Source organism: Buttiauxella sp. 3AFRM03 (assembly GCF_003675305.1).
Lineage (GTDB): Bacteria > Pseudomonadota > Gammaproteobacteria > Enterobacterales > Enterobacteriaceae > Buttiauxella > Buttiauxella ferragutiae.
Window position 1 is genome coordinate 5,069,011 of record NZ_CP033076.1, and the last position, 21,768, is coordinate 5,090,778.

Consider the following 21,768-nt stretch of genomic DNA (forward strand, 5'->3'; position numbering starts at 1 on the left):
TTTTACATTTAACTCACAAAATAAACACAAGCGCGGCGTATCAAAGATTGAGCAGCATTACCGCAACACAACTCTCGTATTTCAAATATATCCATTGAATTATTTATAAACATTCAGACATGAATCATTTCAGCATGTCAACCACTGAGTGATTATCAATCAAAAAGACTATTGATCGGTAAATTCGATCGATAAGTACCAATTCGATCTGTATGGCCTATTAGCACTAAGCATAAAGTGCGACTAACTTTGATTAACGCACAAGGATAAACCTGAAAAACCCTGACGGGAGAACATACCACCTTTGGATTAAAATCAATGACAAGTGAACAGCTTATTAAATATTTTGATTTACATGGAGTGGGGCGTTATGAGGTTTATCATTTGGCTGATAAATCATTTGTACCGGTAAAATTGAGGGAAACGCAGCATGTCGCAGATTTTCCAACGATGATTGAACTACTCAAGGCGGCAGGCTACACAGTCACGGAGAATTGATTTATAATAATCAAGTCAGCCTGAACACCTGACAGCCAGAACCGCTACGCCATCCAAGGAATTGAGATGGCGAATAAATCAAGTCTTACCCCACATCCTCACACCGCATCCAGTTGTCGCGGTGTTTCTGTTTGTCTGCACCCAGGCGGTGCGGCATGAGCAAGAAACGCACCCATAAAACCAAAGCCGAACAACAACACCTTGAACGCGTTGCTGCTCTGGGCTGCATTGTTTGTTCAAACCTCGGTTACCCAGACAGCCCTGCAATAATCCACCATATCCGCACAGGTCAAGGAAAAGGCCAGCGCGCCAGTCATTTCGAAACACTACCTCTTTGCCCTATACATCATCAATTCCATGGTATTGGCATGTCATATCACGATTGCCCAAAAACATGGGAAGCCAAATTCGGTACTGAGCTTGAGCTGCTTGAGCGAGTTCGTAAGGAATTGGGGCTGGTGGCCGCATGAAAATCACATACGGATCCGTTTGCAGTGGTATTGAAGCCGCGAGCATAGCCTGGGATTCTCTGGGCTGGAAGCCAGCATGGTTTTCAGAAATAGAACCATTTCCGTGCGCTGTTTTAGAACATCACTGGCCGTGGGTGCCAAACATTGGCGACATGACCAAAATCGCCGCCGGTATTCGCCGCGGCATTATTCCCCCAGATATTTTAGTGGGCGGCACACCATGTCAGGCATTCAGCGTGGCTGGTTTGCGTGCAGGCCTGTCTGATGCTCGCGGGCAATTAACTCTCTCTTATGTGGAATTGGCAAATGCAATCGATGACGAACGAAGACAACGCGGAGAAAAACCAGCAATTTTTGTCTGGGAAAACGTTCCAGGAGTGCTCAGCACCAAAGATAATGCCTTTGGATGCTTTTTGGCAGGACTTGCCGGCGAAAGTCTCGAATTGCAGCCATCAGGGAAAAAATGGTCAAACGCTGGTTGTGTGTATGGACCACAAAGAGTTGTCGCCTGGAGAGTCCTTGATGCTCAATTTTTCGGAGTGGCCCAACGCCGCCGCCGTGTGTTCGTTATCGCAAGTGCTCGAGACGACTTTGATCCCACAAAAGTACTTTTTGAGCGCGACAGCATGCGCCGGGATACTCCGCCGCGCAGAGGCGAGGGGGCGAAAACTTCCAGCCATATTGGAAACCGCATTGACAACGGTAGCCACTGGGACAACTCAACTAACCCACATCCAACCCTGAATCAATCAAACAATGTCGGTGGCATTGGCCTAAGCAATCAAGAAATTTTTAGCCAGCGCGGTGCGGGTATTGTCGGTGCCTATCGGATGAAGGCATTTGGCGAATATGCCAATGATGAAACCGCATCTACCTGTAAAGCGAGGGATTATAAAGACGCAACCGATCTGGCTGTGACATCGGTGGCATATTCCGATACAAGCCGAACTCTATTAGGGAAGGAGAGCAGCAGCACTGCTGAGGATTTGGAAACATACGCCTTGGCGTTTCCTGAGCGCATGAGCGGTACACAGTCTGCATCCACTGAAAATTTATCTCCCGCTTTAATGTCGCGTAATCCGACAGCGATCGCCTTTAGCAGTAAAGATTACGGCGGCGATGCTATAGAAAACCTCTCACCAACATTACGTGCCGGTAATTCAAATAACAGCAATCCTAACGGCGGGCAACCTCCAGCCATTGCACACGATATGCAGGTCCGCCGCCTGACCCCACGTGAGTGCGAGCGCCTCCAGGGCTTCCCCGATGATCACACCCTTATTCCATATGGCAGAGTTATTAGGGCCGAAAAAATGGAAGCAGATTACACAAAATATCTGATGCGTAACGGCATGCTCACTTTCGAGGAGTGCTGCGGCAGGGCGGCGGATGGCCCACGTTATCGAGCTATTGGAAACAGCATGGCAGTACCTGTCATGCGCTGGATAGGTGAACGCATTGCGAGGGCTATTTCATGACACACCCAGTCATCATCCTTGAGCTGAGACGCAGATGGCTCGCCCTTCGTTGTTTCCGTTCCGCCGGTTCAGTGCTGGTGGATTACCGAATTATTCAGAACTACGCCAAACGATTAATCGCAGGAACCGCAAAATGACCCCTAAAGAACGCCGAGCGCATCACGCAGCAATAGAACGCGCAGCAGCTGCGCCACACAAACGCTGGTTAGGGCGATTTACCCCACTCACTGGCATCCAATCGGCGTGGATACAATCATTACTGACGGTCTGGGGTGAGTGCGTCGGTGGTAAAACCCACGCACAATACAGGCTTGAGAACTGCAATCGTTTCGTATCAAAAGCAAAAGAAGAAGAGTGGTCTGACAGTCAGTTATCCTGCATCACTGCGGCTCTAAAGCAGGCCAGATTAGAAGGTTATAAAGGGCGCGAGGCTGTACGGCGTGCGCATACTGTTTTATGGGCGGTCACACTGAGTGAGATGATCGATGAGGCCAGCCAGAAGGATGATGCAGATTTAATTGAGCAGGCTGTGTTGAAGTGCTTTACATCGGATGATCCGGTTTATCGAATTGGCATCAGTTATTACACCACCCGCAAAAAGATTTCGGATATAGCGCGGGAATTGCAGGAAATTGCGCCATGGCTATCCAGTGACAAAGCACGCGAACGGGTTAAATGGTGTTTGCAGATATTCAGGTCGAAGGTTTTTTTATCGGTAAAAAAACACACAAAATGAATCAATTGTGCTTATTGTTGGTAGAAAACTTGAAATCTACCCAGAAAAGTCAATAATTCACTCATGCTTAGCAAAGCTGCGCCACGATGGCAGCGACGACAAGCGAATAAACATAACGCAAGACCCGCTCACAAGGCGGGTTTTGTCGTTTATGGGAGTTTTAAAAAAGAAGTAGAAAAGTGGAAAGACCGCACAAACTGATGCCTGATTGATTTCAGGCGGTGCGGAGATGACGTTATCTGCGGTCGGATTCCCGTGGCGACGTACTGATGGTATGAATATGTAACTAATTTAAAAATAAAAAACTTAACCAATATTCTGATAGTAATCTATCTGTAACATGCTCCATGCATATGCAAATGATTGGAGTAAATATGAGTAAAAGTATTGGTTATTATATGGAAAACGGTGGCACTGGTCAGGCTGCTGGTAAGATGTTTAAGCTGCATGGGATGGAAATTGGTGTATTCATGGGAATGACAACCATTAACGAGGTGAACGTATTTGCATTCGTTCACCCTGTAAATGGGAGAATGGATATTCCATTGAACTCTCCCTTATCCATTCCAATAGAAATAGGTGGGAATAAAGTAATAGGCCCAATTTTGACACCTGTTTTGTACGATGTCATTCAAGTTGAATAATTATTTTCATCAATAATAAAAACCCACTTCGGTGGGTTTTTTATATCTGGAGAAGTCTATGAACGAAAAAATCGTGTTGGGAAAAGTCGTCATTGCCATTATTGATGGCATGCCGAAGTATGCCTATATAACTCACCAGACTGATCAGCAGAAAAGTATACGCTTAGAACCCGCCGGATAGGATAGCCAGCTCAGTGCTGGGTTTCGCATAGGCGCTACGATGACAGCGCCGATAAGTACGCAATCCGAATATGAAAAACCCGCCCATAAGACGGGTTCTGTATTTCTGAGCATGGGGTTAATGCCGTGCAATTTCTTTTCTCGCCAGTTCGGCAAGGAAAGAAGAACGGTTTTTGTAGCGACCATTCTTTTCAATATATCGGTCGATAGCCGTGATGAGATTGCCAGGCATCGTTAAATTAAATTTTACCGCCTTGGTTTCATACTTGCCTGGATCGATATCCAGCAGCGCCATAAAGCCACCATCCTGAGTCAGCCTTTCATCTCCAACATAAATGCCTGGCTCTTTAGGTGCTGGCACATGCTCGCCTTGCTCGGTTAATACTTCCATGTGCTGGCTGAAAGCTGACTCAGCATCACGTATAGCCGCTTCCAGAGTATCACCGGCAAAGAAACACCCCTCAACATCAGGGAAATAACCGTCATACTCGCCGCTTTCAGTTTTGAATATAAAAAGTGGATAAATCATAAATACCTCATGTTTCAGCCAATTGATGAGTAGTGTTAAGGGGCGGCTTTCACCGCTCCCTGAGTTACAACAGCTTAAGACCTGATATCTCCTGAGCTTGCCGGATAATCCCCCGTGATGTGTCTTTTCTGGGGTGGGGTACGGTGATGATTTTCCGAACCCCTGGTTTAGTCAGCGTTACGTGGCTCCCACTTTGCCGCTGCTTAACCCATCCATCAGCTATTAGTCGTTTTATTAACTCTGCACTACTCATCAATCCTCCATTTCGTCTTGATGTGGTTATTATACCCACCACATGGATGATGTAAAGTAATTTGTGGGTTGTATACCCACTTTTTATTTATTCTACATGGTTCACTTTGGTGGGCCTTTTTATGGAAGAAAAACCGTGCCCTTCAAACCGCCAGAAAACGAAATCGCGGGTTATTTTCTCGTTTGTATTTTAACGATTCTCGGAGTTTTATCGAAAATAGCCCACCGTGTTATGAATGGCATCCCTGTATCGTTCTGGGGTGCCATCTGTCAGATCATCATTTCGACGTTTGCCAGTGCGCTGATTCTGATGCTTGCCGTTCGCTTTCAGTGGCATTATACCGCAACGGCAGCAGCGTGCGGAATATCGTCCTGGTCTGGTGTCACGATAGTCACTCTGTTTGAAAAAAAGCTGTTGTCACGTCTTAGTAACCAGCATTAAACCCGCTGCCTTTCGACCATTCCCATTCCATCGAGGATTCAAAATGCTCACGATACGCTTAATGCTCAACGGCGTCGCCACTGCTTTTCAAACCAATCGTGCTATCTCACTCGTAGCGAAACATAACCAAGGATTTGATGAACTATTGGGTTTTATTAGCGACCCGATGACAACACGTATCACCGATATTGAACCCGATGAAAAAGCATTGCGCATTGGGGATCGGATTGCAGAGAGTGATGTGTGCGTGATTGTTAAATTCGATGGAAGCCGCGGTGAACATATGACGTGGATGGCTGGGTCGGCTCATCCCGATGGCATGCGCCTTATCAGCTTATGCGAGGGGGATTCAGTGCACATACTGGATAGTGGCGCGGTGTTGTTTAAGTGGCCAACTGAAAGCAATGCCGCCGGACATTCCTGACCTTATTTTCACGGGTCCTCCTGGAGGGGGTGGGGCCTCCACGGGCGAAAACATCGCGGAGAAAAACTAGTTTTTTGTATTTTTTTTGAATCATCACCACTGGTGTAATTTTTTGATATTTTTAATTTAATTTTTTTTCAGTGGTGAAAGTGATTGTTTTTTATTCACCACTGGAGCCGTTATGGATCAGGAGTTGAAGAACCTTCAACTGAGCATTGCACAGCTGGCAGCATTGTCTGGGATGCACCGTCAGACAGTTAGCGCAAGACTGAAGAACATCCCGCCAACTGGTGGTAACGGAAGTAACTTGACGCTTTATTCACTGACCAGCGTCATCGGGGAATTAATGCGCGCGGCACCACCGAGCGATGATGATGATATGGATGCCCACGAACGTAAGGCATGGTATCAGTCTGAACGCGAGCGCCTGAAATTTGAGCAAGAAACATCACAGTTAATCCCTGCGAGTGATGTTGCCAGAGATTTCGCGGCAATCATTAAGGCTGTTGTGCAAACACTGGAAACTTTGCCAGACATACTGGAGCGGGATTGCGCATTGACACCCTCTGCAGTGAAAAGAGTTCAGGACATCATCGATGACCTGCGGGATCAGATGGCGCAAAAAATTTATGATGCCGATGATGACAAGGAGGAGGCGTCGCAGGAGGAGTAATGACGATTCAGGCAACATCGAGCGTCACCAGAAAAAACACATCTGGCATGATGAAAGCCCCGAGAAGAATGCCGGTGGCTGATGCTGTAGCGAAATTTATGCGCGTGCCAATGGGGGCCGGTAACTCAGTTCCCTGGGATCCTCTGGTTGCACCCTATGTCATTGAAGCAATGAATTGCCTGGCGTCGCGTGAGTTTGATGCGGTGATATTTGTTGGCCCGGCGCGAACAGGTAAAACGATTGGTCTGATTGATGGGTGGGTAGTTTATAACGTTGTCTGCGATCCTTCCGACATGCTGATTATCCAGATGACAGAAGAAAAGGCGCGGGAACACTCCAAAAAACGCCTAGCGAGAACATTCCGTTCCAGTCCTGAAATGGTCAAAAGACTCAGCCCAAACCGCAACGACAACAACGTCTACGACAGAACATTCCTGAATGGGAATTACCTGAAGATTGGCTGGCCATCCATCAATATCATGTCGTCGTCGGATTATAAGTGCGTGGCGCTGACTGACTATGACCGATTTCCCGAAAATATCGATGGCGAAGGTGATGGTTTTACGCTGGCCTCGAAGCGTACTACAACATTTATGTCATCCGGTATGACGCTCGTGGAAAGTTCACCTGGGCGCGATATTACTAATGTTAAATGGCGACCAACCTCTCCGCATGAAGCCCCGCCAGCGACGGGAATATTGTCGCTCTATAACCGTGGCGATCGCCGGCGCTGGTATTGGCCATGCCCACATTGCTGCGAATATTTTCAACCCTGTGCGGCTGTTGTCGCTGGTTATCAAGAAATCATAGATCCAGTTATGGCCAGTGAAGCGGCTTTTATTCAGTGCCCACATTGCGCGGGTGAAATTAAAGCGGATAAAAAGCGCGAGCTCAATGGTCTGGGTATCTGGCTGCGCGACGGCGAAACGATTAATAAACTGGGTGAGCGTGGTGGAGAACCAAGACGCTCAAGAATCGCTTCATTTTGGATGGAGGGACCCGCAGCTGCATACCAGACGTTACAGCAGCTCGTTTATAAACGGCTGACCGCTGAACAGGATTACGAGGCGACGGGAAGTGAAGAAACACTGAAAGCAGTCATCAATACTGACTGGGGGATCCCATACCTGCCGCGTTCCGCAGTGGATCAACGGCGTGGTGATGAACTGATGGCAAGGGCTGAGGATTATGGTAAGCGCCTGGTACCGCCGAAAGTACGTTTCTTAGTGGCATCTGTTGACGTGCAGGGTGGTAAGAAGCGCCGCTTTGTGGTGCAGGTTGTCGGTTATGGTCAGCATGGTGAGCGGTGGGTAATCGACCGATTCAATATAAAAACTTCCCTTCGTTGCAATTCACATGGTGAAGCACTTCAGATTGATCCAGCCGGCTATCCGGAGGACTGGGATTTATTGATTTCTGACGTGCTGGATAAGGAGTATCGCTTACAGGCTGATGATAAGCGGACCATGGGTATACAGTGGATGGCAGTGGATTCTGGTGGTGAGGATGGTGTGACGGGGAATGCGTATGCATTCTGGCGTCGCTGTCGTAAGCAAGGCCTGAAACGCAGAGTCTATTTGTTCAAGGGTGATAGTCATACGCGCAGTAAGTTGGTTAATCAATTTTTCCCTGATAACACAAAACGCTCAGACAGATCGGCAGATGCACGCGGTGATGTGCCTCTGTATCTTTTGCAGACTGATCAGCTAAAAGACCGAATGAGTAATGCATTGAGTAGGGATGTACCTGGTCCCAATTTTGTCCATTTTCCAGACTGGCTCGGTGAATGGTTTTATGAAGAATTGACCTATGAGGAACGAGGGGCTGATGGCAAATGGAAAAAGCCAGGTAAGGGTGCTAACGAAGCCCTAGATCTGATGTGTTACTGCCATGCCATGGTGATCATTAAGCGATACGACAAAATCGATTGGAGCAGGCCTCCTCCATATGCGCAGGAAATAGGGATAAGGGAAATCCCACCGGTGTGGACAGCAACAAAATCCTTACCAGCAGATCATGCAGAAGAGAAAAAAACACAATCCCCGCCTCTTTCAGAAACGCGGGGATTTTTTTAATAGGCTGAACAATGACGGTAGAAGAAATTAAAGAGATGCGTGACGCTGCGCGTGCCGCATTGCGTGATGCGATGGATGCACAAAGCGTAAGTTTTGGTGGTGTCAATAATCGCTCAGTTACTAGGCAAAGCATTAAAGAATTGGAGGATATTTTTTTACGCTGGGATCGACGTTATAAAAATGCCACCGGCGGCGGTGGTAAATCTTATTCGCGAGTGAGATTCAGGAGTGACTGATGGGAGTGCTTGGACGAATGCTGGCCTCGGTATCACCTGGATGGGCTGCGCGTCGCGCGAAAGCCAGGATGCAATTACAGGCTTATGAAGCAGCAAAACCAACCAGAACACATGCAGCAAAACGCGAGGGTAGAACAGCGAATAGTGCTGTTTCTGGCGGAGCTGCTTCGCTGCGTGAGCAGGCTCGCTGGTTGGATGAAAACCACGATCTTGCGGCTGGGATTTTGGATAAAATTGAAGATCGGGTAGTAGGAGCCGATGGCATCCAGATTGAACCACATCCATTGCGGGCCGACGGAAGTGTACATGAAGAATTTGCAGTGATGTTGGCGGCTCGTTTCGCTGAGTGGGCGCTAAGTCCCGATGTGACGGGGTTGCATACTTTTGCTGAAGCACAACGGATGATGCTCCGGACGGCAATGCGTGATGGGGAGGTATTTGTTTCACTGGTGCAGGGTAATGCGCCAGGACTTATTCACAGAACGCCGGAAAAACTAGCCTTTGAGATGCTAGAGCCTGATCTAATTCCGATGAATTTTAGTACGTTTGGTAACGAAGGTGCGCAAACAGTCCAGGGTGTCGATGTAAATAGCTGGGGGCGGCCAATCGCCTATCACGTTTTGAAGGTTCATCCTAGTAGTGTAGTGGTGGGAAGTGGTGCTATGAAGAAAGTGCCAGCCAGAAATATGCTACACCTGGCTTTTCGCAAACGCATTCATCAGTTGCGCGGCGTGTCGTTTTTCGCTCCGGCATTAATACGCATTGCTGATTTGAAAGAATATGAACAGTCGGAACGAATATCCGCTCGTATCGCTGCATCACTGGGTTTTTATATTAAGCGAGGTGATGCCAGTACATTTGATAGTGATGGTGACTGGAATGGCGAGGAAGCAAAGGACCGTGAATTTGAGATGTCCTCTGGCCAGATATATGACCGATTAGCACCTGGGGAAGATCTGGTAATGCTGGAATCTAATCGGCCAAACACTCATCTGGCTGAATTCCGTAATGGGCAACTGAAAGCAGTGGCCGCCGGTACCCGTACAGGATATTCCAGTATTTCTCGTGATTATAATGGCAGTTATTCCGCACAACGTCAGGAACTTATTGAATCAATGGAAGGATACGCCATTCTTCAAAACTGGTTTACCTCTCACATTATTCGCCCATTGTATCGTACCTGGGTAGATATGTTTCCGAGAAATGAAATTCCCTCTGATGTTATTCCTGCATCACTTTATAACGCCATCTATCTAGGCCCCGTAATGCCATGGATTGATCCGGTGAAAGAGAATGAAGCGTGGAAAATACAAATTCGTGGCGGTGCGGCGTCAGAGGCTGAATGGGCAAGGGCTCGCGGGCGTAATCCTGATGCGGTGAAACGTCAACGCCAGCGTGAAATCAAATACAACCAGGAGCATGGACTTATTTATGACACAGATCCCGCAAACGACAATCCATCTGCAGGCGGAGGGAGTGTTAATTCTTCCCCAGGCAAGCCTGAAGACGGAAAGTCGAAATGAGAACTGGTATGAAGTCTCTGCCGCTACGAGCAGCAAGCCGGCAGAGGTAATTATTTTTGACAGCATTGGTGGCTGGGGAATATCGGCCAGACAATTACTGAGTGAGGTCCGCGATGCGGGCCTTTTTTCTGCGCCGGCAGTGGATATTCGAATTCACTCACCTGGGGGAAGTGTGCTGGATGGATTTGCCATTTATAACACGCTGGCACGCCTCACTGGTGCGGTGAATATTTACATTGATGGTATGGCGGCATCCATGGCATCGGTGATCGCTATGCTTCCCAATGCAACAGTACACATTCCTGAGAATGCCTGGATCATGATTCACAATCCATGGGGCGGGATGATGGGGGATGCAAACGAAATGAGGGAGTATGCCGATTTCCTCGATGGACATACAAAAAATATCCTTTCCGCTTATGCCCAAAAAACCGGATTGGATGACGCTGAACTGCGAACAATGATGGATGCAGAGACATGGATGACTGGATCTGAAGCGGTCGAAAAAGGGTTTGCTGACGTATTGCTGCCAGAGATGGCCATAGCAGCGAGCATCAATAATAACGTAATGAAGGAATTCTCAAAAATGCCAGAAGCCGCAAAAAACTGGTTCGCTCCACATGCGCAAACCACTCAACAACCAACTCAATCCCCACCGCAACCACAGCAACCACAGCAGCCTGCTGCGACCGTTGATATCGGCGATGTGGCCGCGCGCGCCATGCAGATGATGCAGGAAAAGGATGCTCAGCGGCGCGTAGCTGTAGCAAATGTGTTTGAAAAATTCCCAGCTTTTCAGACATTAAAAGCTGAATGTGAAAACGATATGCTGTGTACCGATGTTGTTGCACGCGAACGGCTTATGGATGCAATGGGTGCTCAGTGCCAGCCGCTCGGTGGATGGACACCATATGCCGATAATGGGAATGTAGTGGGTGATTGCGTTAAAAACATCATCATGGCGCGCTCTGGTAAAGGAGTACGTGAAAAAGATAACCCATATTCTGGCATGACTCTGGCGGAACTGGCGCGCGTATCTTTGACTGATCGCGGTGTTGGTGTGGCGGGGCAGGGGCGTTATGAAATTGTTGGTATGGCGTTTACCCATGATTCCAGTGATTTCCCTTACATCTTGATGGATGTCGCCACTAAGTCAGCTCTGGCCGGTTGGGATGAATCCACAGAAACATTTGATCAATGGACTCGCTCCGGTACGTTACCAGATTTTAAGGCAGCACATCGTGTAGGAATTGATTCCTTCCCGACTCTACGAGAAGTCCGCCCAGGAGCTGAATATAAATATGTGACCGTGGGGGATCGCGGCGCGAAAATTATTCTGGCCACGTATGGTGAATTATTCAGTATTAACCGTCAGGCAATTATCAATGATGATCTCAGCTTTATTACTACAGTGCCTTCTGGCATGGGTTCTGCGGCAAAAGCGACCATTGGCGATCTGGTGTACGACGTATTAATCAGCAACCCTGAATTTGATGGATTGCCATTATTTGATGCTGAACGTGGAAACCTCATTAATGGAGTGTTATCCATCAAAGCATTATCGGATGCCCGTTCACAAATGAAGCGCCAGAAATCGGAAACTGGTCGTCATCTAAATATTTCTCCTGAATTCCTGCTGGTGCCGACCGTGCAGGAAACATTGGCTGACCAATTGCTGCATTCTATTAGTATTCCAGGCGCTGAATATAACGCCAATATTAAAAACCCAGTGCAAAACATGGCCACCATCATTGCTGATCCTCGACTGGATGATGCCGATGAAAACGCTTGGTATCTGACGGCAGCGAAGGGACGTGACACCATTGAAGTTGCGTATCTTGATGGCAATGCTGCGCCAGTCGTGGAGTCCACTGATGGCTTTACGGTTGATGGTGTCACTATGAAAGTGCGCATTGATGCTGGTGTCGCGCCGATGGATTACCGCGGTTTGTTGAAATCCACGGGTACTGTCGCTGCTAAATCCAGCAAGTAAATCTGACGGGGCGTAAGCCCCATTTTTAATCCGGAGTCAAAACAGATGGCAAAGAATTATTACGAAGATGGCAATACGATGGACTGGACAAACGATACCAGTGCCGATGTTAAATCAGGTGATCTCATTATTCTGGGCTCCCCCGATAAAGCTCCTGGTACCGGTGTCGCTGCAGGTGATATTCCGATTGGCGGCCATGGTGTCATGTTGATGACCGGTGTCTTTGATTTTCCGAAAGAGCCTGGGGGCATCTGGCGTCAGGGCGATAAGCTATATCTATCTCCGAACGGTACTATTACAAATGTGGCAGATGATGGTGCCGCGACACCAGTCGCTTATCCGTTTGCGGGTACGGCATGGAATAACGCAGCATCAGCCGACCCAAAATGCCAGGTACGTATCGGTTATTAATATTAATCCCCATCTGATGAGGTGGGGATTTTCTGGAGGTTCCCGATGGATTTTGATGCAGTAATGAAAAAAGCTGATGATCTTCTAATCAAAACATTCAAAACGATTAAGAATGTTACGTTATGGCCTGGCGGCTCCTCTCCCCGATTAATTGAGGCAATTTTCGATCAGCCATACGAAAGAACTGATATTCCTGATGGTGGGCGTATAGAAGGTTCAAGTATCAGTATTACTGCGCGTGATAGTGACATTATCGATCTGAGCAGAAAAGACACTGTCTATGTTGGTGAAGATAAATTTTTTGTGAAGGAATTGCAGCCCGATGGATTGGGTATGACCCGTGTCATGTTGTCTGAATATAAAAAGTCTGCTTTTGATATACCGGACAGTCGATTATGAAATCGGGTTTTTATGTGGATGCCAGTGAGCTACAGACAATTCAAAAGGCGCTGGGGGCAACCTATAAACAAACTAATTTGGCGTATAATCGAGCATTAGAAAAGACGCTGAATAAACTTCAAATCAATTCTATTTCAATGATGAGGGATGTTACAGGCGCGAAAAAAAAGGAGATCATTAAACGGAGGGTGAAAATCTTTACGGTGCGCACTTCTGGAGGGAATAGCAGAATGCCAGGGCACGGTAAAATCTGGCTTGGTCTTAATGATATGCCTGTAAGTGCTATTAAAGGGACGATGAAGAATCCATCTGGCGGGAAAGCAAAAAACCGCAAGCGTGATGAACGTGGACGATTTATATCTGGTCGGGGTAGTCGAGGGGCAACGTTTAATCCCAAATCATCAGGGTTAAATACAACATCTTATCCTGGTGGTTTTGTAACAACTTTCAGAGGGAAACGATCAATATACTTCCGCACTGAAGGTAAGCCATTTCTGAGTGAAGCAAAAATCCATATTTCAGACCCAGTAAAAGAAGAGATCCCCTCAGATATCTTTGCAGGTGCGAACGAACTGCTGATGGAGATATTCAATAAAGAGCTTAAAGGGCTAGTGAAGCGGGGCTATAACGGATGAACGGTGTTTTATATCTCGATGATTATCAAAATGCAGTGCTGGCTGAGCTAAAAAAAATCCCGTGGGCAGTTACAGTGGGTATATATCCTGAACTTACAGCTGATTTTCAAACCCCTGCTATATTCTTTGATGTTTCGCAATGGTCGCGCGCGGAACAAGAAAATGGCGGGAATGTGACGCTTGAGCTGACCAATATGCTTTATATCGTACGGCATTTTGAATCCGCACAGGATGTCGATGAAAATGAAATAGGTTCAACAGAAACGCGGGTACGTAATGCCGCGCTGAAAATATCAGACTGGATCCATGGGAAGCAATTTGGACCCGGTACCGCTCCAGCTGTGTTTGAAAATGCGGAGCCCATGTTCTGGCAAAAAGGCGAAGATGTGCGCCCAAATCACGCTATCTGGGGCGTATCATTTACTCAGCGATTAGCGGTCGGGCTTGATCCATTTGCCGAGCCTGATGCGCCATTGCTTAAAGAATTCTGGATGGGTATTTTTCCTGAAGTCGGTGTGGCACATAAAGATGATTATGTGCTTGTCGCCAAAGCGGAGGATAACTAATGCCTGTTTATCGCGGTTGTTCGTTGTGGATGAATGGCCTTGAAATAGCTGACACCGTGTCATATACGCCGCCAGAAATAAAAATAACCCAGAAATTATTCAAGGCTGGCGCAATGAATGCGCCAGTGCCAGTTGATGACGGCACTGAATTAATGACCGCCTCGTATAAATGTCAGGGAATGGATGCCATGGCATTTATGGTGTTTGGCATCATTCCTGGCGTCCGTGCACGCCTTTCTGTGCGCCGTGCATATCGAGGACCGCTTGAAGATATCACCATGATTGAAGAGGAAGTTGAGGGATTTGTTAGCGCCATTCGTGCTGATGAACACGGTAATAATGATAAGGATACGATTGGACAAATCGTCACGGTATCGGCCAGTTATTATCGCGTATCTGCCAATGGTGTTTATCCACTTTTGGAAATTAATCCTGTTTTGGGGCTGCGTAAAATTCTTGGTATTAACGTTCTTGGTATGCCAGGTAATTTCATGTCATTAATTCTTTAATTACCTCATTCCCCGGAGCGAGGTGTTTACCGGGAGTCCTTCAATGAAAATAGATCCCATCGCCATTCTTGGCTCAAACATCCGTGAACAAGTAGAAAATTATCTCGATGAACTGCCTCCCCTGATGATGTGGGGAAGCTTCATTTTTCAACTCAGCACGCTGGCATACAGTAAACTCACGATACAAGATACCTGGTCATGGGTATCACAGGGTTTAATCGGTAAGCGCGATAAGCTTCAGTACACGGGGAAAAAAGCCCCTACTATAAAATTTGATTGTGAAATGTATGATTCTTTTATTAATCCATCATTATTGACTAAATCGATTGAAAAATACGGCATGGTCAATGCATTGTCGGTTGATCCGGTTGAGCATTTGCGCCTGCAGGGGAATTTACAGCAGCCATTTATGTTGGTTACTGGTAGTGGAAAAGTGATGGGTTATTGGGTGCTGACAGATATTAATCAGACAATGGACTCTTTTCGGACCAGTAGTGAGGCGAGGCATCAGGTCATCACACTGACTCTACAATTTTATGGTTATCGATTGAATATTGATGAACCAGTATCAACCACCATTCCGCTCGGCGGCATTACGAAAGAGCAAAAAATTCAGGACGCATTGAAAAAAATGCGCGATGTAATTGCAGGAGTCGGCTGATGGATGGTTTTGAACTCTCAGATTTACGCCGTCGTGTCAGAGATATAGTCCGCGGTGGTGTTATTCATAGTGTGCAAATGTCACCGCCACGCTGTCGTGTCACATTTGGAATTGATCCCATATCAGGCAATGAACATGTGACGACCTGGCTACCCTGGTTTACGCGTTCTGATGCAGAGAAACAGGAATGGAGCGTACCTGCTGCGGGCTCTCCAGCTACTGTATTCAGTGAAGGTGGTGAATTGCGGGGTGGCGTAGTTCTGGCAGGCTACATCACAGATGATCAAGCTGCCGCTTCAGATTCTCCACATCAACATATTACGCGGTATGGTAATGGTGCCACGGTGATGTATGACACTCAGACCAATCAGGCAGAAATATCATTGCCTGAAGGCGGAAAAGTGATCGTTATTGCCTCTGGTGGTATTGAGTTACAGGGTAATGTGAATATCACTGGCGACCTGAATGTAACCGGCAATATCACGGATAACAATGGTGGGTCCGGCTCGCTGCAGGATCTGCGTGTAAAATACAATGGGCATACTCACAATGAAAATGGCGAGACTGGTGGCGTAACCGACCCACCCAATGAACCCATAAAGTCAAAGGAAATCGTCAAATAATAACCCGCAAATTGCGGGTTTTTTTATAGGTGAATTTTATGCAGGGAATGAATCGCGATACCGGCATGCATCTCGGCGCCACTGAACATATTCGCCAGTCTGTTAAAGACATTCTGAGTACACCACTTGCATCACGACGAATGCTTATGGAATACGGCAGTGAGGTTCTGGACCTTGTTGATCACCCAGATGATCGCACTACTGCCATTCGCGTCGTAATGGCCACGGCGATTGCCTTGGCTCGATGGGAGCCACGTATTCAAATTGATGCGATAAATGTGCAGAAGGCTGGAGGCGGAGAAATTTTAATTGATATCGATGCGACTGATATCGAGAGCCAGTTACCGATAATTCTTGAGGGCATTTCTTTATGAGCCAGACCATCGATTTAAGCCAGTTGCCACCCCCGGCTGTAATTGAAATGCCGGAGTTTGAAATGCTGAAGCAAGAACGGTTGGCGGAGCTGCAAGGGCTGGACCCGGTTTTTAATGCACTCCTTGAATCCGATCCAGCCATCAAATTGCTGGAGATACTCGTTTATCGGGAAATGGTGGGCGTGCAGCGTTTTAACTCCGGTATCTGGGCGGTATTACTGGCCTATGCCATGGGCGCTGACCTTGACCAACTCGGCGCAAATTACGACGTTGCCCGCCGTGAAATCACGCCTCCGGACAATACCGTCATTCCACCGGTTCCGGCCGTGATGGAATCTGATGATGAATTTCGTTATCGCATTCAAATCTCATGGCACGCGCTCAACACGGCCGGATCGAACAAAGCTTATGAATATCACACGTTATCAGCGGACGGGGATGTACTGGACGCCATCGCCTACGGTCCGCCGCAAACTCAGCCGGGATATGTGGATGTTTATGTACTTTCCCGCACCGGCAACGGCGTCCCGCCTCAATCACTTCTCGACACCGTAACCGCCGCCCTTAATGCGGAATTTGTCCGACCGCTAACGGATTTTGTGACCGTGCGACCGGCGACAATTATCGATTATCAGATTGTGGCCACGATTTACACCGACGCGGGGCCGTCCAGTGATGTGGTCATGGAAAACGCCGAGGCGGCCGCCTGGCGCTTTGCCGAGCAACAACACCGATTCGATAACCGTGTCGATATTGGCGGGGTATATCGGGCATTGAGACAGCCAGGGACAACCCATGTGGAATTAACATCACCGGCGGCGGATTTGATCCCCGTTACCGGCCAGGTGTTTCATTGCACCGATGTCATCCTGACGCGAGGCGATAACGTATGACATTCAAATCATTGTTACCGCCGAACGCCACACCGGGGGAGCTGGCGCAAGAGCAAGTTATGGCCCACGTCGGGGAATCGCCCATCGATATTCGCACGGTAAAAAATCCCGACCTCTCTCCCGTGATTGTCCTCCCCTGGCTGGCATGGGAATCCGGCGTGACGTTCTGGGATGATGCGTGGATGGAAAGCCAAAAACGGGGCGCGATAAAAAATTCACCCAAAGTGAACAAAACGCGAGGCACGCCCGGAGCCGTGCGCGAGGCATTACTGGCCACCGGCTACAGCGTGGACGTTATCGAATGGTTTAACGATACTCCACCGGCCGCACCTTACACATTCCGCGCAACCATCAACGGCCTGGCATCCGAGGCGGCATTATTAACGATTACTAACCAGATTAATGACGCCAAAAACGCCCGAAGTTTATTGTCACAAATTGATATGAAATCGCCAGATATTCGCGGCGAGTTTTTCATGGGCGGGATTATCACCGGCACTATCACGGCAACTATTGGAACGGCTTAAATGACGACATATTACACAATCATCACGGACGCAGGACAAGCACTACTGGCGCAGGCTATCGCAAGCGGCGTGCCGGTCACGCTTACGCAATTTGCAGTGGGCGACGGCGGCGGCCAACCTATCACCCCCGACCCGGCTATGGTGGCGCTGGTGGGCGAAACGTTCCGCGACAATATCAGCAATATGGCCACCGACCCGGCGCAACCTAATGCGCTGGTTACACAGCTTATTGTTCCAAAAGAAAGCGGAGGTTATACGGTCCGGGAGGTCGGATTATTTACCAGTGATGGGACATTATTCAGTGTGGCCAACTATCCGGATCAGATAAAACCGCCCGCCGATAGCGGTTACGCTATGAATCTTGATTTACGTTATGTGCTGGCTGTATCGGATACGAGTGCCATCACAGTTATCATTCAGCCCAGCGATTATCTGACGGAAGAACGAGCAAATACACTTTATTTGCGAATTGGTAACAATCTTTCAGAAATAGCCGCAGCCGGTGCAGAGGCGCAGCAATTATCCCGTGATCATCTTGGTCTGGGTACCGCTTCCACTCATCCTGTACAGATGCATCTAACAGACAGCAGCACTCCGGGTGCCGTGCTAATGAATGGTTCATGGGGTTTGGGTGGTCCAGCCATTCGCCTCGACGACCCATATTTTTTATCAACAGAAGGTCACCCATCGACAATTTTTACGCAGGGTGGCGGGCCTGAAGATGATCATTTTGGCCCGTTTGGTGCAGGCGTCCACATCCTATATGGCGGTGACGCCACCGTTGTACATACGGCGAATTGGTTTATTACTAGCGCAGGTCAATTAACGGTCGAATGGCTAGTAATCGATAAAGCAACAGGAGCCATATCAATACAAAACAGACAGGCATTATTTGGCACACTAAACCCACCTAGCGCCAGCCAAATTACAGAGGGGCATGTTGTAGGGCGATTATCTGCGGATTCATTTGAACAACATGGAGTTCCGTTGCCTGGAACAATTCAGACGTATATGGCTACACCTGCCAGCCTTGATGTTGCGCCTTTTGGGTGGTCAATGTGTAGCGGGTTACTTGATGGGCCAGACGCACCAGGGCCGAGTTATGGAACGGTGTTAACTCTGTCATCCGGTGGAACTGGTGGGAATGTTTCTATACCACCTCAAGGCGTTGGTAGTTGGATACAGCAGATATTTTATACGACAGACGGCAGGATTATTAACAGATTTAGAACAAACGATTCGCCGTTTGCGCCGTGGATTTTGCAATATTCAACGCAAAACCCACAACCAGCCGACGGAATAGTCGATATGGCATTAAGCGCATATGTTTGGTTTGAAAGTGCGGCGGGAACAACTGAATATTTGCCAGGCTGGGTTCTTACGGGTGGTGGTGACTTTGGCGCTGATAATGGTTCTTACTATGCACGTCAACCGATGGTGCAATGGGTTACTGGTACATGGACAGCCGTCGGAGTGCTCGGATTAAAAGCTAAAAAGCTATCATCTTTAAACATGACATTGATAGAAGTGCCAGAAGTTATTACCGCCATGAATAACCTGGTGATGTACGAACCAGACGAACCAAAATACCCGAACGCTAAATATCTGATAAGTGATGAAGGCTGGGACTGGTACGAGGCCAAAAAGAAGATTTCAGGGCGCTATCTCATCGGTATTGAAGCGGAAACAGGGCGGGTTATCTCATGCGCCGATAATGTAGACGCCTTTTGGCCTGAAGGTCATAGCCTCAGAGTCATTGACGAACTTCCGGCAGGGTTTAAAGCTGACGGGACGTGGGTTTTTGATGGGGTTAACTTTACCGCATTGCAGGTAGCACAGCCAAAAACGCAAGTGGAATTGCTGTGGGAAGAAGTTGCAGAACTAAAGGCCATGATTAGAAAAAAATGATTTAAGAAACAGCAAACCAAAGGCATTCGCCGCCGCAAGGCATGAATTAACCACAACCACCTTTTGGTGGTTTTTTTTCGAGGAAAATATATGGATTTGCATGGTACTCGCACAAAGGAAACTGACAGCAAAACCAAAGCGGTGACCACGGTCAATATGTCTGTCATCGGACTGGTAGGAACTGCACCAGATGCCATTACAGGGGTTGCCGCCAATATTATGACGGGTAGCACTATCATGAATACGGCCATTGTTTTTACGGCCACTGATGTGGGGTTTTCCGGTAATCAATTACGCGTCACGGCTATTTCAGGGGAAGCTGATGCTCTGAGTACTTTAGCCACTTTCGCTGATGGAATGTTAACCATTGCACTTAAGGTCAATGCCACTGGTATATCAATTGCTACTGCTGCAGATATCGTTACTGCGGTTGATGCTGTCATTACATCAGAGATTACTGCTACCCTTTATCCAGGTATTACTGGTGCTGGCATCGTTGATCCTTTTGCTGCCGTTAATCTGAAAAATGGCGAAGACGAACCTTTCCCACTTTACACCCCTGCAATTATCTCTGGCAGCCGCACTCAAGCGAAAAAACTTGGCATCACCGGCACGCTATATGCAGATACTCAAGATATCCTGGCTCAGGCAGGCGCGCTGATGATAGTCGTCAGAGTTGAGGAAAATGTTGATGAACAACTGCAGATAGCCAACATCCTAAAAGGCATTACGGCGCTGGAAATGTCACAGGGTACATTGAATTATCAACCCCGCATTCTTATCGCGCCAGAATGGAGTACTGATGATGGCGTGGGCAAAGCTCTGGAGAGTATGGCCAACAAATTGCGGGCGGTGACCTATCTGGATTCTGAATCGATGGCGACCGCGGAAAGTGTTGCCCGTCGTGGCCAGATGTATGGCGGACGCGTAGAAATCCTCCGCCCAAGAATTATGGTGACTGACTCTGTTACGGGCGCCATCGTAAGTCGACCATATTCAGCGGCTGCCGCCGGCCATCGTGTACGTATCGATGAGCAGAATGGCTGGTGGTGGTCAAAATCCAATAAAGATGTATATGGCTTTGTTGGTCTTGAGCAAATTGATAGCTTCATCATTGGTGATGAAATGTGTGTGGCCAACCAGCTCAATCAGGCGAATATCAGCACCATTATTATGCTTGGTGGGTTCCGTCATTGGGGTAACCGTCTATGCACAGCTGATCCACAATGGCGATTTGAATCTGTTCGTCGCACTATGGATGCGATTGAAGATTCAATTCAAATAATGGTCACTAAAAATTACATTGACCGTCCTATCGATAAAGCCCTATCCATTTCTCTGGTGGGTTCAATTAATAGTTATATTCGGCAAGAAATAGCGCGGGGTTCAATTAATGGTGGGAGAGCCTGGCTTGATCCTGAATTAAACACCGCGGAATCTCTGGCAGCCGGAAAGGTGTATGTCAACGTAGCTATTGCACCGAAATCTCCAGCTGAAGAAATTATCATCACGTACAGCATCGACAATACGTATACCGTTAGTGAATTCACTGGCGCGGCGGCGTAAGGAGCTAAAAATGGATCTGAGTTTTATTTATAGCAAAAGCTCAATGTGGACGCAGAATGGTTCACGAATTGGTGATTTGCGTTCTTTTACGCCACCTGCGATGACCGGGATTATCGGAGATCATAAAACAACCTGGATGGATACGGCCATGCCAGTTGATACCGGGATGGAGCCAATGCAGTGCACGTTCAAAACGGGTGCTGATCCTGATGTTTTGTCTCTGTTTGGGTTTATTCCCACTGCGACTACACGTATTCAGATGCGCCGTACTTACAAAGATAGTAATGGTGCACTGCTTACCTTTACCGACGAACTGGAAGGCATCATCGCGACCATTGAATCAGATGAACATGGCACCGATGGTCAGGAGGCCGTGGGTTGCACGGTGACCATGAGGCTGAGTTATTACCGCTTAACGATTAATGATCAGGAAATTTACGAGATTGACCCAAAAAATATGATCCGTGCAGTGCGTGGTGTAAATACCCTGCAGGCTGAGAAAGATGCCTTATTGATGTAGTACGAAAAAAAACCATTTATGGC

28 protein-coding genes and 1 pseudogene are annotated in these 21,768 nt (G+C 47.7%); 27 read left to right on the top strand and 2 right to left on the bottom strand.

Features of this window, described 5'->3' with window-relative positions; translation table 11 throughout:
* The first annotated feature begins 318 nt into the window (after positions 1-318).
* The 7 genes and pseudogenes from D8682_RS25215 to D8682_RS27375 all read left to right on the top strand — a co-directional run bounded on the left by D8682_RS25215 (position 319) and on the right by D8682_RS27375 (position 4,007).
* Complete coding sequence (locus tag D8682_RS25215) at positions 319-498, top strand: hypothetical protein (RefSeq protein ID WP_121815468.1); 180 nt, start codon at positions 319-321, stop codon at positions 496-498.
* 155 nt (positions 499-653) lie between these two features.
* Complete coding sequence (locus D8682_RS25220) at positions 654-968, top strand: Ref family recombination enhancement nuclease (protein WP_121815469.1); 315 nt, start codon at positions 654-656, stop codon at positions 966-968.
* Positions 965-2,440: pseudogene (locus D8682_RS25225) on the top strand (DNA cytosine methyltransferase); the annotation flags it as partial. The gene D8682_RS25220 and the pseudogene D8682_RS25225, both read left to right, overlap by 4 nt.
* Positions 2,441-2,442: 2 nt before the next feature.
* The gene (locus D8682_RS25230) at positions 2,443-2,583 is read left to right on the top strand and encodes a YlcG family protein (RefSeq protein ID WP_121815471.1); all 141 of its coding nucleotides are present in this window, start codon (positions 2,443-2,445) and stop codon (positions 2,581-2,583) included.
* Positions 2,580-3,182 carry a hypothetical protein gene (locus tag D8682_RS25235; protein WP_121815472.1) on the top strand — a complete coding sequence of 201 codons (603 nt, stop codon included), beginning with the start codon at positions 2,580-2,582 and terminating at the stop codon, positions 3,180-3,182. Before D8682_RS25230 ends, D8682_RS25235 begins: the two co-directional genes overlap by 4 nt.
* A 374-nt stretch (positions 3,183-3,556) precedes the next feature.
* Positions 3,557-3,826: a hypothetical protein gene (locus D8682_RS25240; RefSeq protein WP_162303051.1), complete on the top strand. Its 270-nt coding sequence runs from the start codon at positions 3,557-3,559 to the stop codon at positions 3,824-3,826.
* Positions 3,827-3,884: 58 nt separating this feature from the next.
* Positions 3,885-4,007, top strand: a complete 123-nt coding sequence (locus D8682_RS27375) for a hypothetical protein (RefSeq protein ID WP_255424156.1) — start codon at positions 3,885-3,887, stop codon at positions 4,005-4,007.
* Between the two features lie 117 nt (positions 4,008-4,124).
* Here D8682_RS27375 and D8682_RS25245 read toward each other — a convergent pair whose 3' ends face one another.
* Positions 4,125-4,535, bottom strand: a complete 411-nt coding sequence (locus D8682_RS25245; RefSeq protein ID WP_121815474.1) for a type II toxin-antitoxin system HicB family antitoxin — start codon at positions 4,533-4,535, stop codon at positions 4,125-4,127.
* A 64-nt stretch (positions 4,536-4,599) separates the two neighbouring features.
* Positions 4,600-4,788 carry a type II toxin-antitoxin system HicA family toxin gene (locus D8682_RS25250; RefSeq protein ID WP_121815475.1) on the bottom strand — a complete coding sequence of 63 codons (189 nt, stop codon included), beginning with the start codon at positions 4,786-4,788 and terminating at the stop codon, positions 4,600-4,602.
* Between the two features lie 135 nt (positions 4,789-4,923).
* On the opposite strand from D8682_RS25250, the gene D8682_RS25255 reads away from it, so the two are divergent.
* From D8682_RS25255 to D8682_RS25350, 20 genes are all read left to right on the top strand, one after another.
* Positions 4,924-5,229 carry a hypothetical protein gene (locus D8682_RS25255; RefSeq protein ID WP_162303052.1) on the top strand — a complete coding sequence of 102 codons (306 nt, stop codon included), beginning with the start codon at positions 4,924-4,926 and terminating at the stop codon, positions 5,227-5,229.
* Positions 5,230-5,272: 43 nt separating this feature from the next.
* Positions 5,273-5,653, top strand: coding sequence for a hypothetical protein (locus D8682_RS25260; RefSeq protein ID WP_121815477.1), 381 nt, complete (start codon positions 5,273-5,275; stop codon positions 5,651-5,653).
* A gap of 181 nt (positions 5,654-5,834) precedes the next feature.
* Entirely contained in the window at positions 5,835-6,326 is a 492-nt protein-coding gene (locus tag D8682_RS25265; RefSeq protein WP_121815478.1) for a DUF1441 family protein, read from the top strand.
* Positions 6,326-8,401 carry a phage terminase large subunit family protein gene (locus tag D8682_RS25270; protein ID WP_121815479.1) on the top strand — a complete coding sequence of 692 codons (2,076 nt, stop codon included), beginning with the start codon at positions 6,326-6,328 and terminating at the stop codon, positions 8,399-8,401. Before D8682_RS25265 ends, D8682_RS25270 begins: the two co-directional genes overlap by 1 nt.
* A gap of 11 nt (positions 8,402-8,412) precedes the next feature.
* On the top strand, positions 8,413-8,637 hold the full coding sequence (locus D8682_RS25275; RefSeq protein WP_121815480.1) for a hypothetical protein: 225 nt from the start codon (positions 8,413-8,415) through the stop codon (positions 8,635-8,637).
* Complete coding sequence (locus D8682_RS25280) at positions 8,637-10,160, top strand: phage portal protein (protein ID WP_121815481.1); 1,524 nt, start codon at positions 8,637-8,639, stop codon at positions 10,158-10,160. Before D8682_RS25275 ends, D8682_RS25280 begins: the two co-directional genes overlap by 1 nt.
* Positions 10,069-12,153: a ClpP-like prohead protease/major capsid protein fusion protein gene (locus D8682_RS25285; RefSeq protein ID WP_121815482.1), complete on the top strand. Its 2,085-nt coding sequence runs from the start codon at positions 10,069-10,071 to the stop codon at positions 12,151-12,153. The genes D8682_RS25280 and D8682_RS25285 overlap by 92 nt, the downstream gene beginning before the upstream one ends.
* Before the next feature lie 45 nt (positions 12,154-12,198).
* Positions 12,199-12,564 carry a DUF2190 family protein gene (locus D8682_RS25290; RefSeq protein WP_121815483.1) on the top strand — a complete coding sequence of 122 codons (366 nt, stop codon included), beginning with the start codon at positions 12,199-12,201 and terminating at the stop codon, positions 12,562-12,564.
* Positions 12,565-12,609: 45 nt separating this feature from the next.
* On the top strand, positions 12,610-12,963 hold the full coding sequence (locus D8682_RS25295) for a head-tail joining protein (RefSeq protein WP_121815484.1): 354 nt from the start codon (positions 12,610-12,612) through the stop codon (positions 12,961-12,963).
* A complete protein-coding gene (locus tag D8682_RS25300; RefSeq protein WP_121815485.1) occupies positions 12,960-13,598 on the top strand; it encodes a hypothetical protein in 639 nt (212 codons plus the stop codon). Before D8682_RS25295 ends, D8682_RS25300 begins: the two co-directional genes overlap by 4 nt.
* Positions 13,595-14,164 carry a hypothetical protein gene (locus D8682_RS25305; RefSeq protein WP_121815486.1) on the top strand — a complete coding sequence of 190 codons (570 nt, stop codon included), beginning with the start codon at positions 13,595-13,597 and terminating at the stop codon, positions 14,162-14,164. Before D8682_RS25300 ends, D8682_RS25305 begins: the two co-directional genes overlap by 4 nt.
* Positions 14,164-14,673, top strand: coding sequence for a phage major tail tube protein (locus D8682_RS25310; RefSeq protein WP_121815487.1), 510 nt, complete (start codon positions 14,164-14,166; stop codon positions 14,671-14,673). The genes D8682_RS25305 and D8682_RS25310 overlap by 1 nt, the downstream gene beginning before the upstream one ends.
* Before the next feature lie 43 nt (positions 14,674-14,716).
* Positions 14,717-15,334 carry a phage tail protein gene (locus D8682_RS25315; RefSeq protein ID WP_121815488.1) on the top strand — a complete coding sequence of 206 codons (618 nt, stop codon included), beginning with the start codon at positions 14,717-14,719 and terminating at the stop codon, positions 15,332-15,334.
* The gene (locus D8682_RS25320; protein WP_121815489.1) at positions 15,334-15,957 is read left to right on the top strand and encodes a phage baseplate assembly protein V; all 624 of its coding nucleotides are present in this window, start codon (positions 15,334-15,336) and stop codon (positions 15,955-15,957) included. Before D8682_RS25315 ends, D8682_RS25320 begins: the two co-directional genes overlap by 1 nt.
* A gap of 38 nt (positions 15,958-15,995) precedes the next feature.
* On the top strand, positions 15,996-16,331 hold the full coding sequence (locus D8682_RS25325; protein ID WP_121815490.1) for a GPW/gp25 family protein: 336 nt from the start codon (positions 15,996-15,998) through the stop codon (positions 16,329-16,331).
* On the top strand, positions 16,328-17,224 hold the full coding sequence (locus tag D8682_RS25330; RefSeq protein WP_121815491.1) for a baseplate J/gp47 family protein: 897 nt from the start codon (positions 16,328-16,330) through the stop codon (positions 17,222-17,224). The genes D8682_RS25325 and D8682_RS25330 overlap by 4 nt, the downstream gene beginning before the upstream one ends.
* Positions 17,221-17,751: a phage tail protein I gene (locus D8682_RS25335; RefSeq protein WP_121815492.1), complete on the top strand. Its 531-nt coding sequence runs from the start codon at positions 17,221-17,223 to the stop codon at positions 17,749-17,751. The genes D8682_RS25330 and D8682_RS25335 overlap by 4 nt, the downstream gene beginning before the upstream one ends.
* Positions 17,752-19,659: a phage tail protein gene (locus D8682_RS25340; RefSeq protein ID WP_121815493.1), complete on the top strand. Its 1,908-nt coding sequence runs from the start codon at positions 17,752-17,754 to the stop codon at positions 19,657-19,659.
* Positions 19,660-19,749: 90 nt separating this feature from the next.
* Positions 19,750-21,225: a phage tail sheath C-terminal domain-containing protein gene (locus tag D8682_RS25345; protein WP_121815494.1), complete on the top strand. Its 1,476-nt coding sequence runs from the start codon at positions 19,750-19,752 to the stop codon at positions 21,223-21,225.
* Positions 21,226-21,235: 10 nt separating this feature from the next.
* Entirely contained in the window at positions 21,236-21,745 is a 510-nt protein-coding gene (locus D8682_RS25350) for a phage major tail tube protein (protein ID WP_121815495.1), read from the top strand.
* Positions 21,746-21,768 lie beyond the last annotated feature (23 nt).

What these genes read in the sequence shown, in the direction of transcription:
- D8682_RS25215 (WP_121815468.1), top strand. Translation starts at nt 319, where the DNA reads ATGACAAGTGAACAGCTTATTAAATATTTTGATTTACATGGAGTGGGG.
- D8682_RS25220 (WP_121815469.1), top strand. Translation starts at nt 654, where the DNA reads ATGAGCAAGAAACGCACCCATAAAACCAAAGCCGAACAACAACACCTT.
- D8682_RS25230 (WP_121815471.1), top strand. Translation starts at nt 2,443, where the DNA reads ATGACACACCCAGTCATCATCCTTGAGCTGAGACGCAGATGGCTCGCC.
- D8682_RS25235 (WP_121815472.1), top strand. Translation starts at nt 2,580, where the DNA reads ATGACCCCTAAAGAACGCCGAGCGCATCACGCAGCAATAGAACGCGCA.
- D8682_RS25240 (WP_162303051.1), top strand. Translation starts at nt 3,557, where the DNA reads ATGAGTAAAAGTATTGGTTATTATATGGAAAACGGTGGCACTGGTCAG.
- D8682_RS27375 (WP_255424156.1), top strand. Translation starts at nt 3,885, where the DNA reads ATGAACGAAAAAATCGTGTTGGGAAAAGTCGTCATTGCCATTATTGAT.
- D8682_RS25245 (WP_121815474.1), bottom strand. Translation starts at nt 4,535, where the DNA reads ATGATTTATCCACTTTTTATATTCAAAACTGAAAGCGGCGAGTATGAC.
- D8682_RS25250 (WP_121815475.1), bottom strand. Translation starts at nt 4,788, where the DNA reads ATGAGTAGTGCAGAGTTAATAAAACGACTAATAGCTGATGGATGGGTT.
- D8682_RS25260 (WP_121815477.1), top strand. Translation starts at nt 5,273, where the DNA reads ATGCTCACGATACGCTTAATGCTCAACGGCGTCGCCACTGCTTTTCAA.
- D8682_RS25265 (WP_121815478.1), top strand. Translation starts at nt 5,835, where the DNA reads ATGGATCAGGAGTTGAAGAACCTTCAACTGAGCATTGCACAGCTGGCA.
- D8682_RS25270 (WP_121815479.1), top strand. Translation starts at nt 6,326, where the DNA reads ATGACGATTCAGGCAACATCGAGCGTCACCAGAAAAAACACATCTGGC.
- D8682_RS25275 (WP_121815480.1), top strand. Translation starts at nt 8,413, where the DNA reads ATGACGGTAGAAGAAATTAAAGAGATGCGTGACGCTGCGCGTGCCGCA.
- D8682_RS25280 (WP_121815481.1), top strand. Translation starts at nt 8,637, where the DNA reads ATGGGAGTGCTTGGACGAATGCTGGCCTCGGTATCACCTGGATGGGCT.
- D8682_RS25285 (WP_121815482.1), top strand. Translation starts at nt 10,069, where the DNA reads ATGACACAGATCCCGCAAACGACAATCCATCTGCAGGCGGAGGGAGTG.
- D8682_RS25290 (WP_121815483.1), top strand. Translation starts at nt 12,199, where the DNA reads ATGGCAAAGAATTATTACGAAGATGGCAATACGATGGACTGGACAAAC.
- D8682_RS25295 (WP_121815484.1), top strand. Translation starts at nt 12,610, where the DNA reads ATGGATTTTGATGCAGTAATGAAAAAAGCTGATGATCTTCTAATCAAA.
- D8682_RS25300 (WP_121815485.1), top strand. Translation starts at nt 12,960, where the DNA reads ATGAAATCGGGTTTTTATGTGGATGCCAGTGAGCTACAGACAATTCAA.
- D8682_RS25305 (WP_121815486.1), top strand. Translation starts at nt 13,595, where the DNA reads ATGAACGGTGTTTTATATCTCGATGATTATCAAAATGCAGTGCTGGCT.
- D8682_RS25310 (WP_121815487.1), top strand. Translation starts at nt 14,164, where the DNA reads ATGCCTGTTTATCGCGGTTGTTCGTTGTGGATGAATGGCCTTGAAATA.
- D8682_RS25315 (WP_121815488.1), top strand. Translation starts at nt 14,717, where the DNA reads ATGAAAATAGATCCCATCGCCATTCTTGGCTCAAACATCCGTGAACAA.
- D8682_RS25320 (WP_121815489.1), top strand. Translation starts at nt 15,334, where the DNA reads ATGGATGGTTTTGAACTCTCAGATTTACGCCGTCGTGTCAGAGATATA.
- D8682_RS25325 (WP_121815490.1), top strand. Translation starts at nt 15,996, where the DNA reads ATGCAGGGAATGAATCGCGATACCGGCATGCATCTCGGCGCCACTGAA.
- D8682_RS25330 (WP_121815491.1), top strand. Translation starts at nt 16,328, where the DNA reads ATGAGCCAGACCATCGATTTAAGCCAGTTGCCACCCCCGGCTGTAATT.
- D8682_RS25335 (WP_121815492.1), top strand. Translation starts at nt 17,221, where the DNA reads ATGACATTCAAATCATTGTTACCGCCGAACGCCACACCGGGGGAGCTG.
- D8682_RS25340 (WP_121815493.1), top strand. Translation starts at nt 17,752, where the DNA reads ATGACGACATATTACACAATCATCACGGACGCAGGACAAGCACTACTG.
- D8682_RS25345 (WP_121815494.1), top strand. Translation starts at nt 19,750, where the DNA reads ATGGATTTGCATGGTACTCGCACAAAGGAAACTGACAGCAAAACCAAA.
- D8682_RS25350 (WP_121815495.1), top strand. Translation starts at nt 21,236, where the DNA reads ATGGATCTGAGTTTTATTTATAGCAAAAGCTCAATGTGGACGCAGAAT.